The organism is Pantoea sp. AG702 (assembly GCF_003182295.1).
In the GTDB taxonomy this organism is placed as follows: domain Bacteria; phylum Pseudomonadota; class Gammaproteobacteria; order Enterobacterales; family Enterobacteriaceae; genus Pantoea; species Pantoea ananatis.
The window spans coordinates 1-9,697 of sequence record NZ_QGTU01000016.1; the positions used below are offsets into that span (position 1 = coordinate 1).

The window sequence follows — 9,697 nt, forward strand, 5'->3', positions numbered from 1 at the left end:
GAATTTGCAGCAGGCTGGCGAAACGGGAAACATGAAGAAAAACCCACCGACATTACTAACTGAAGGTTGTATCTAATACTGGGGGCTGGTCAACGGCATGTGGAGTCACGAGTTCGGACCTACTGCTATGAAGCTCGATGAAAAACGAGGACTAATCCATCTCAAGGAAGAGAACAAACAAAAAACTTATCCGTTCTCAGCAATCAAAGAGTGGCGATACAATTTGTCTACTACGAGAGAACGGACTGGTATCAACAAAGAACTCGACCGCACTCATGATTTCAGGGAGTCAGGTTTTTACATCTCAGTGGATGATGTTCAGTATCCAGAATGGAGGGTAATGTTCTTTCCTCAAAAGGGTGATTTCAACTCACAGGAAGGCATTCGGGATACTGAAATGCAGCTTAAGCGCTGGATGGAAATTTTCAATAAAACGATAAATAGATAACAATAAAATAATTAAATATCAATTAGTTATAAAAAAGCCAGCCTCAGGGGCTGGCTTTTAAATTTGAATGATTATAAAGTCAACTTTATCAATCGTTGTCAATAGTATCTATCGCAAAACATAAATCTTTCATTGCCTTTTAAATTATCAACTATGGATAGTATCTCATGTAATTTTATTTGAGAGAAAGATAACAATAAAACCTTAAAAATCATCTTAAAAATTATATTTAAACCTCAAAAGGAGAAGAAAAATGGCTGTTCGCTTGACTACAATATCAATAAAAAACTTCAGATCTTGTAAGTTTACTGAAATTAACTTGAGACCTTACACTGCATTTATTGGTTATAACAACGCTGGAAAATCAAACATTATATTAGCCATCAAGTGGCTTTTGGATGGCTCTCTTTTAAATGAAGCTGATATGTATGACCCGTTAAGACCAGTTCAAGTTCAAGGAACTATAGTTGGAATTACGGAAGATGTTCTAACTTTACTCAGTGATGAAAATAAGAAAAAAATTGAGCCATTTATTATAGATGGAAAATTAAAATTCTCCAGAAAACAAGAAACAGAGATTCTTGATGACAACAAATCAAGAATTAAAAAAACTTTGGAAGTTTTTGATGGGGAAACCTGGAAAAAAAATCCTGGTGGTATTGATGGTGCAATATCAAACATTTTTCCTGAACCTATTCATATCCCAGCAATGTCTGACGCAGCTGAAGACTCGACGAAAAACAAATCTGGAACAACCATTGCAAAAATCTTAGCTGCTATTGTTGATGAAATTAAAAAAGAATATGAAGACAAGTTCTCGGCAAATATTTCTGAAATTGGAAAACACCTTTCTCATGATGGTTCAACAAGATTGGAAGGGCTAAGTAAAATTGACGATGGCGTAAACCAAAAAGTAAATCAGTTCTTTCCTGATGTAAGTATAAAATTACATTTCCCCACACCAACTCTTGACGAGATATTCAAATCCGGGACGCTAAAAGTTTTTGAAAAAAGAGCAGAGTCCGCGATTATGAGAGATATCAATAGATTTGGTCATGGAACACAGCGTTCGATTCAAATGGCCTTAATTCAATATCTTGCCGATAGAAAAAAGAAAAGTGAAAAAGCGACCAAATCAAACACCTTAATATTTATAGACGAACCTGAATTATATTTACATCCATCAGCTATCAATTCTGTAAGAGAATCACTTGTATTACTTAGCGATATGGGTTTTCAAGTAGTTATATCAACCCATTCCGCCAGTATGCTTTCCGCAAAACACGCATGTAATGCCATTCAGGTTTGTAAAAATACCGATGGAACTGAGGCACGAAAGAGTATTTCAGATAAAATACAAGAACTCTATCAGTCTTCATCACCACAACTCCATTCTGCATTTACATTGTCTAACTCCTCTTATTTTCTATTTTCAGAAGAAGTTTTATTGGTTGAAGGTAAAACTGAAACTAATGTGCTATGTAGCTTATATAGAAAGTTACGAAATGAAGACATCAACGCATCTAAAATAAGTATAGTTGCTGTTGATGGAAAAGGAAATCTTTTAAAAATGGCAAATGTTATTAATGCAATAGGAATAAAAACTCGAATACTGGCCGACTGTGATTTTCTTTCTATTTTATTTACTACAAACCCTCATCAAGATGAACTGAGCGAAGAGTGTAATGATTTGATAAGCTCAATAAGAGATTTAACAGAGCCTCATAGCTTACCTCTTGCAAACCCTGTAGTTTCCACAGATTCTTTTAAAATCATATCAAGTAAAGATTTCATAAAAATTTGCAACCATGAAGAAACTAAAGTTCACATTCAAAAAATACACAATAAATTAAAAGACAAAGGTATATATTTTTGGAAGTCCGGCGATATTGAGCAAGTGTATGGTTTTGGAAAAAAGCAAAGTGAATGGGATACTTTAATTGATTGCTTGGACGACGAAAGTAAAGATGCCAAAACAATCATTAAAAACTACGAAGAAATGAAAGATTTTATCCTATGGATTTAAAGTCATGGCCACTCGGTCAATGTTTAGATAATATAGCGATATATAAAAATCACTATGTAGGTATAAAATAAAACTTGAGGTTTTTAATGTGAATATCAATTATAAACGAAATTACCATACACGATCTGAGTATACATTTACTTCATTAGTTGCGGAATTACTTGGGTGCCTTGAAAGAAAAGATGTACAAATAGAGCCAACTCTTGATAGACATATGAGACCGGACATTATATTCGGCACCCAAGACTCACTTACGATGATTGAAGTAAAGTATTACCGGCATTCTTCTCCGCCTCCCGTTTCAATGTTTAAAAGAGCTTTGCAACACACCGCAGGAATAGCACATAAGATCAGTGCAAAAAATACTATATTAGCAATATCTTGCCCGATGGAAAAAAAATTCCACCAAGTTGCAACCACTTTCCCTAATATAGAGATTTGGGACGGAGATAAAATTCTTAGTATGGCTTCTCCTTTCCCTGAACTTTTTAAAAAATTAGAGGATTTGTTTGAAATAGGTAATTCGGCAAATGAAGAAAAATATAAAAATGATGACTTTTTAACCAACCATATTGAAACTACGCATGGCCCTGGTAAAGGCGCAAGCTTGGCACAAGGTTTGCTTGCTATATCGCCCGGCAGAATAATGGCAACTGATTTTGAAAATGCATGTATTGATGCATTGAAATACCTTTTCGAAAATGATCTTCATGGATGGTATGTACAGTCAAGAACTATCGATTCTTTGCATCGTAGAGATTTAGTGTGCAGAATATTAGCAAACTCATCTGAAGTATGGCGAGTGATGTTAGAAGATTTAAAAAGTAGGTATGTGATATTCGAATTTAAAAACTATAGCACTCCCATTACACAGAGTGAAATCATCACGACTGAGCGTTATTTGTATCCTTCGGCTTTAAGGAAAGTAGCAATCGTTATTTCTCAACAAGAATGCGCTGACTCTGCTAAAGCGGTTATTGCAGGAGCAATGCGAGAACATGGTAAATTAATTATCCACTTATCCGTGCATGAGTTAACAGATCTATTAATTGCAAAAGATAGCGGCTCTGATCCGAACATTTATCTATTCGAACGTGTTGATGAGTTTCTTTTAGGTCTTGGAAGATAGTGATACAATTTGTCTAATACAAGAGAACGGTTTGGCATCAACAAAGAACTCGACCGCACTCATGTTTTCAGAGAATTGGGCTTTTACATCGCAGTAGATGATGTTCAGTATCCAGAATGGAGAGTAATGTTTTTTCCCCAAAAGGGTGACTTTAACTCACAAGAAGGCATCCGGGATACGGAACTGCAACTTAAGCGCTGGATGCACATCTTTGACAATGTAATTAATAAATAAAATATAATGCATTGCTTATCAGTAACTTAAAAAACCAATCACGCGATTGGTTTTTTTTCAATTGTAAAGTTGAGCTTCACAATTCCTCTATGTAATATGTTTCCAAGTACTTATGCGGTAGTAAAATGGTTTGAGCACTAAATACGAGTAAAGCAATGAATTTAAAGTAAATAGTTAACAACTCCAAAGTTAGCCTAATCAGCCTTTGATTATTTAAGTGATTAAAATAAAGATGAATAATAGGAATAAGCCTACAGTCAATAAGGATAAAAACATGTTAAATCAGCGCCTTATCACTCTCAGAAACAATAACTCTGATAAAGCATTGGATAAAGAACATAAAGACAAGGAAGCACAACGATATTTTAAGGAAAAAACTGCTAATGAGTACATAAAAAAACTACTTAACTCGCCTGAAAAAGAATTCTTGACTAATAGAGATTATGCAGTCCTTAAAGAATCATATGATAAAGCACATGATATAAGGAAATTTGAAATTGATCTATATTGGAAAAGAACAACTTACGTATGGACTCTGATTGCATCATTGATAACTGTGACGGGATTACTACTTACTGCATATTACCGACTCCCTTCAGATTCTGATGTAAAAAATGCTCTCATATATATGGTTGAAGGTGTTGCAGTGTTAGGAGTTGTAATAACCATCATCGGTTCAAAAATAATACAAGGCAGCGAATTCTGGCAAAAGAACTGGGAATATCATGTTAGCCTGTTAGAACCATTATTTTCAGGAAGAATATACACCACTTTAGTCAATAAAAGAGCAAATCGCTTTTCAATATCAAAACTTAATTTTGCTCTTTACCTTCTCTTTTTAGGTGTATGGCTTTCGTTATCTGAAGGTGTGTTTTTAATTACATATCCTGGAGTAGATGCAAATAACTTCTTTGTGATTCTAGGTATATTTTCTTTGGCTGTGTTTTTTATATCAGTTCTTATAGATATATTTACATATCGAAAACCAAGTGAGAACAAAATTTCAATTAATCATTGGTCAGTCAAAATAAAATGAAAACGACTATTAATAGTTAAGGATGCTGTCAATAAAAAGGTTAATAAAAAATGGTTTATTCTCACTTGTCTTTACTTATGACTAAAGTTATTTTAGGGTCTGCCATGAATAACTATCACAAGTGACATTAACACAAAGGTATCGTTATGGATAACTACTGGGACAGGAACAGACAATCAAACTACTTTCTAAGTATGGCAAGTCTTGAGGCTAATCACTTAGTCAATGTTGCCACATCCCTCTCACAGTTCCATCTCAAGGATGCGCTCGTCCGTGTAAGGTTCCAGGATGAAATAAGGGAGTTCACCCGCTTGCAGATTCAGACTATCCGCACTTCTACCACGGATGATAAGTGTCAGGAGTGTATCCAAAATCTCAAGCAAGAAGCCCAAAACCTAAAGATTCAGGACAGGATGCTTAGAACAGGAGAAGCCGTAGTTTCGTCTTCTGTGAAGTTTTACCATGACCATGAAAAGATCATTGGCTATGTCATCGACGGCATCGGAGTTGTTCTTGGGACTGTTCAGTTAGTGGCTGGGGTAGGCTTGTTTGCTGGATCACTGTTCAGTGGAAATGTTATCGGTGTTGTTGCTGGTTCTGCATTGATTGCTAATGGTGCAGGTTCAATGGCGGAAAGCATAGATAAGTTAAGAGGAGTTTCAAACCCTACTAATCCGGTGATTGAAGCTTATCAGGATGTAGCTGAATTTTTTGGATTTGATAAACGCCTGGGTCTGCTTGCTTACCAAGCGGTTGATCTCACTACATCTTACTACGGAATTTTCAAACTGACTTTGAAACCCGAGGCCTGGAGAATATTCAAGTATCTCCCAACTGATTACTATCGCCAAGTGCAGATGATGAGCAAACAAGACTTGGCTTTAAAAGGTGCAACAGCAGTCTGGAAAGGTAGTGCTATAGGTGTGAACCTCTACCAGATGAATCACAACCAAAATGGAAACTAACTTTTGCTATTACTTGCAAACCTGTGTGCTTTCCAGGCCAGATTCATTGGTATGACAAAGTAAACAATTATGGCACCGATGATAAGGACGATAGCATAAGAAATCAGGCTTTCTTTATGCCCTTTCGCTATACCATAAATGAAAATTGATAAAATAATGAGCATGGAAATTATACCAGCCCAAAAGCGCTTGCTCAGCTCCTGAATGAGAGACTGAAGTGTATCTGATTTGTTCTCATCTCGGGTAAGAATTTCATTAAGCTTGCGGATATCCTTCGCCGAAAATCCATTCTGAAGGAGCTTTTGCTCAAAATCGTTCATTTCATCATCCTGAAAAGCCATAAGATAAAAGAAAATATATCATACATCAAAGCTGAGATGCCATATGATCCATTTGCAGAACACTCGCCCTAAGTTAAGTGTAAAGATCATATGGCATAGTTATTGTATCGCCATACTGAATAAAAAGTATATCCTAAACCCTTTTCTTCATTTTGAAACCATCTGATTTAAGCTCTGGTGAAGGTGTAAAGCTCTGTTTTTGAGTAGCAAATATTCTTTCTACTTCATACTCATTCCAGATAATGTATTCGATGATAAACTTGTAGAAATACAGCACTCGTTCAAGGCTGACAGTTGAAGGTATTGTATAGAAGTTTGGGCTGAGCAAAGCCGAACTCAAAACTGCAATAATGTTGCTTGGTCCCTTCAGATAAGGATTCTGATAGTCTTGCTGATACTTCAAAAAGTATCCTACACAGAACAGGTAGGCATCTTTTACGATTTTTTCTTTATTGCAGTCTGATTCATCGTATCTAAGAATGAAGCGATTAAGGAGTATCAAAAACTTCTGATCTGGCAAATATCTGTTTAATTTATTCATAGTAGCATCCTTGCTGTTGTGAATGTCATCCTGACATCTAAAGAAATATCATAATATTCAATCATGTCAATAGCTAAAACCTATCAATTTCTATTTGAATATCTTTTTTAGGTAAAGGACGATTAAGCTCCTCGATTGTTATTTGCTTTAAATGAGAGTTATACAGCCATATCTTAAACTGCTCTAAATATTTGTTATTCAATGCTATCAAAGCTTCGTTTTCAGTTTCGAGCCTTTTTATTCTCTGACAAGCAATCTTTAAATTAGCAGGTTTAACCGCACATGTTTCTTTCACACCAGACTTGAGAAGCTCCTTTTTTGAATTAAAACAATCCGCAATTTTAACATGACAACTTAAAGATTGCCTCGAAGGTCTCTTCCCAATGATCTTTATCAACTGGTCGCATAAAGCCTCCCAGGTCAGCTTCTCATCGTCATTCCAGGTATTAATAACTTTCATTATCAATTTTTCATCATAACCAGTAATGTGTTTAGCCATTTATTCTCCTTTTATTATTTTAGTTTGAAATTTATACCATTTATCAGCATTAACATTCCCATCATTTTTATCATAATTGGTTTTTTCAAGAATTTTAGTGTGTATCATCATTAGTTGGCCATCATCCGTTCCAGAGTCTTGTAAGGGATAATAACTACAAGGCTCAAAAACATATGAGTGCTTGCAGTAGCCATGCTTAGTGACGAGCACAGCTCCATCATTCAATAAATCGAAATCAGTTATGTCCATAACAGCTATTTCTTTTTTCCTATGGCTATTACCGGCTCCGATTGAAGTTTTATCTTTCATGAGATTGATCATTTGTAAGTGTGATCGGTGATCGTAGGAAACATTTTGTGAGACCAACTTCCTTCCAGACCATCTGGCGATGCTAAACTCGTCCATACCATTGATCTGAGAAAACGTATTAAGTAGATGTCTTAATTGATGGGTCCTAAGCGAATACGGGCTACCATCTTCGTTAACATAACCGTGTCTTTTAAACAAGTTTGTAGTGCCTTTGATACTTGCAAAGGCATCAATATCCGATCTAAAAAACTGAGCAGTGGGCCTGAACAAAGGTGCCAAATGATTGCTCGTTTTCTTACATAATTGTCCCTCAAATAACAGACACAAAGCATTTGAATATTTGATTTTCTTCTCTTCATCATACCAGGGAAAATTTTGAGGTTTTTTACTAAAGAGTTCATATCTGTATGACTCAGGAACCTTCCCTTCCATCGTTTTTGCAACAAACCTTGGATGGGTGGACAACTTTCTCAACCGGGTTATGGCCTTTTTAGCTACAGGGACCATTACTGAAGGAATCCATTTGATGTCTCCAGCATACCCCTTCGCTGAAAAAAACCTTAAACCATATCGTTCAATGCCGTTCTCATCATGCTCTGTAATCTCACAATCCGCAGGAAGGCTTAATATTTCCGAGATTCGTCCTGGTGCACACATCAGCAGTGCAAGAACAGAGGTTGTGAAAATGTCCCTCACAGACAGTTGGCTTTCATCTTTTGAGAAAATCTCCGCAATGGCTATGACGGACTTTATATCTGGTAATTTTGAGTGCCCTTCCAGCGAGGGTTCATAACCTTGCCAGCTCTGAGTTATTTTATGCCTTAGCGGATTTACCCAAAAAAAGTATGATGAGCTTGTCATTCTGTTTTCACTCAAAAATAAACATAGTTTCTCAAGTTCCTTACCAATTCCAACTGCTGTTAATTTCGTATATTTAGCCGTTGCTACTCTTACACACTCATCAAAAATGTTATTATTACACTTGACTACATTAGCTTCACCGTATGATTTCAATAGCACAAACTCAACGATCTTCAACATTGCCAAAGCATTCTGGTTTGATTTTGACTTGTTAAAAGAATGAATATGAAACATATAAGCTTTAGCAAAATCAATGAAACCATCATCTAATTTATCTTTGCTAGTTCGATTATTTTTCATGTCAAACTTGTTGAATCTGTAACATCCCTTCCATACGTGGTTTTCACATGAACTGGCTAACTTAGAGTTGAAAACATTACCCTTGCAAAATTTAATAAAATCCTCAACATTTAAATTTGGGTTGTTAGCATTGATTGGCTCGAATAAAATCACATTGGTCATTCAGAACTCCAGGCTCTAAAGTTTTTGCAGGTAAGACACTCTACGTGTTCGTGTTTACAATCAGTAAATCCAAAAGAATTTAAAACATATTCTTTAAATAGCTTCTTGTTCTGTGTGCTATCGCTACCCTGAAATATCTTCGATAGAGGTTCAAAAAATGAATGAAGTTTCATATCAATATCGTGAACATTATCTGGGCTATTTTTTACGTATATCCCTGATGAGTTAATAGATTTATGGTCTAATGCTTTAGCTATCACATCAACTGAGGCTCCTTCCTTTGCTAAACGTGATCCAAGGGTATACCTAAATCGTCTTGCATTAAGTCGCATATGTTCGTTATTTCTCGATAACCCAATGTTAAATTTAGTAGTCAAAGCACTTAATTTCTTCGAGATAAATGAATTCTTCATATGTAAAAAATCACTTGCCATAATGGTATCTAAACTTTGACCAGACTGAATTGATACGGTTTTTTTGTAGTCCATGAATATAGGTAATTCATTTTTTATATGACTAATCTTCTGATTAATACTATCTTCGATATATCTTTGATTCATATCAATCAAGGTTGTTAGTTTTTCATTAAGGCAGTCATCGATACTTACCAAGCTAAACTCACTTCTAAAGTCCTTCCTTTGTTTTACTTTCGGTACATTTAGAAAGCAACCTTCTCCCGTTCTGATGAGATCTTTTGTTTTTAAGGAGGTTAACTGTAAAGGCCTCCTTCCCGTTGTTGCTAAAAGAATGACGTTGACCAGCCCCCAGTATTAGATACAACCTTCAGTTAGTAATGTCGGTGGGTTTTTCTTCATGTTTCCCGTTTCGCCAGCCTGCTGCAAATTC

The 9,697-nt window shown here is 35.7% G+C and carries 11 protein-coding genes; 6 read left to right on the plus strand and 5 right to left on the minus strand.

Going from position 1 to position 9,697, the window contains the following annotated elements; all coding sequences use genetic code 11:
* The first annotated feature begins 97 nt into the window (after positions 1-97).
* From DFO57_RS22410 to DFO57_RS22435, 6 genes are all read left to right on the plus strand, one after another.
* Positions 98-448 carry a DUF4755 domain-containing protein gene (locus DFO57_RS22410; RefSeq protein ID WP_255421274.1) on the plus strand — a complete coding sequence of 117 codons (351 nt, stop codon included), beginning with the start codon at positions 98-100 and terminating at the stop codon, positions 446-448.
* A 253-nt stretch (positions 449-701) separates the two neighbouring features.
* Positions 702-2,474: an ATP-dependent endonuclease gene (locus DFO57_RS22415; RefSeq protein ID WP_110016033.1), complete on the plus strand. Its 1,773-nt coding sequence runs from the start codon at positions 702-704 to the stop codon at positions 2,472-2,474.
* 88 nt (positions 2,475-2,562) lie between these two features.
* Entirely contained in the window at positions 2,563-3,603 is a 1,041-nt protein-coding gene (locus tag DFO57_RS22420; protein WP_146206699.1) for a hypothetical protein, read from the plus strand.
* 75 nt (positions 3,604-3,678) lie between these two features.
* Complete coding sequence (locus DFO57_RS22975; RefSeq protein WP_255421276.1) at positions 3,679-3,837, plus strand: DUF4755 domain-containing protein; 159 nt, start codon at positions 3,679-3,681, stop codon at positions 3,835-3,837.
* A 274-nt stretch (positions 3,838-4,111) separates the two neighbouring features.
* The gene (locus tag DFO57_RS22430) at positions 4,112-4,873 is read left to right on the plus strand and encodes a hypothetical protein (RefSeq protein ID WP_110016035.1); all 762 of its coding nucleotides are present in this window, start codon (positions 4,112-4,114) and stop codon (positions 4,871-4,873) included.
* Positions 4,874-5,019: 146 nt separating this feature from the next.
* A complete protein-coding gene (locus tag DFO57_RS22435) occupies positions 5,020-5,838 on the plus strand; it encodes a DUF4225 domain-containing protein (protein ID WP_110016036.1) in 819 nt (272 codons plus the stop codon).
* Here DFO57_RS22435 and DFO57_RS22440 read toward each other — a convergent pair.
* The 5 genes from DFO57_RS22440 to DFO57_RS22460 form a co-directional block, all read right to left on the minus strand.
* The gene (locus DFO57_RS22440; RefSeq protein ID WP_058707755.1) at positions 5,835-6,158 is read right to left on the minus strand and encodes a hypothetical protein; all 324 of its coding nucleotides are present in this window, start codon (positions 6,156-6,158) and stop codon (positions 5,835-5,837) included. The two genes, DFO57_RS22435 and DFO57_RS22440, sit on opposite strands and share 4 nt — an antisense overlap.
* A 154-nt stretch (positions 6,159-6,312) precedes the next feature.
* Positions 6,313-6,720, minus strand: a complete 408-nt coding sequence (locus DFO57_RS22445; protein ID WP_028725047.1) for a hypothetical protein — start codon at positions 6,718-6,720, stop codon at positions 6,313-6,315.
* 73 nt (positions 6,721-6,793) lie between these two features.
* Positions 6,794-7,219 (minus strand): hypothetical protein, encoded by a 426-nt coding sequence (locus DFO57_RS22450; RefSeq protein ID WP_105078806.1) that lies wholly within the window; start codon positions 7,217-7,219, stop codon positions 6,794-6,796.
* Positions 7,220-8,851 carry a DNA-binding protein gene (locus DFO57_RS22455; RefSeq protein ID WP_110016037.1) on the minus strand — a complete coding sequence of 544 codons (1,632 nt, stop codon included), beginning with the start codon at positions 8,849-8,851 and terminating at the stop codon, positions 7,220-7,222.
* The gene (locus DFO57_RS22460; protein WP_110016038.1) at positions 8,848-9,612 is read right to left on the minus strand and encodes a tyrosine-type recombinase/integrase; all 765 of its coding nucleotides are present in this window, start codon (positions 9,610-9,612) and stop codon (positions 8,848-8,850) included. Before DFO57_RS22460 ends, DFO57_RS22455 begins: the two co-directional genes overlap by 4 nt.
* Positions 9,613-9,697 lie beyond the last annotated feature (85 nt).

Coding starts and splice junctions, on each gene's coding strand:
- DFO57_RS22415 (WP_110016033.1), top strand. CDS start 702: ATGGCTGTTCGCTTGACTACAATATCAATAAAAAACTTCAGATCTTGT.
- DFO57_RS22450 (WP_105078806.1), bottom strand. CDS start 7,219: ATGGCTAAACACATTACTGGTTATGATGAAAAATTGATAATGAAAGTT.
- DFO57_RS22440 (WP_058707755.1), bottom strand. CDS start 6,158: ATGAACGATTTTGAGCAAAAGCTCCTTCAGAATGGATTTTCGGCGAAG.
- DFO57_RS22410 (WP_255421274.1), top strand. CDS start 98: ATGTGGAGTCACGAGTTCGGACCTACTGCTATGAAGCTCGATGAAAAA.
- DFO57_RS22430 (WP_110016035.1), top strand. CDS start 4,112: ATGTTAAATCAGCGCCTTATCACTCTCAGAAACAATAACTCTGATAAA.
- DFO57_RS22455 (WP_110016037.1), bottom strand. CDS start 8,851: ATGACCAATGTGATTTTATTCGAGCCAATCAATGCTAACAACCCAAAT.
- DFO57_RS22435 (WP_110016036.1), top strand. CDS start 5,020: ATGGATAACTACTGGGACAGGAACAGACAATCAAACTACTTTCTAAGT.
- DFO57_RS22445 (WP_028725047.1), bottom strand. CDS start 6,720: ATGAATAAATTAAACAGATATTTGCCAGATCAGAAGTTTTTGATACTC.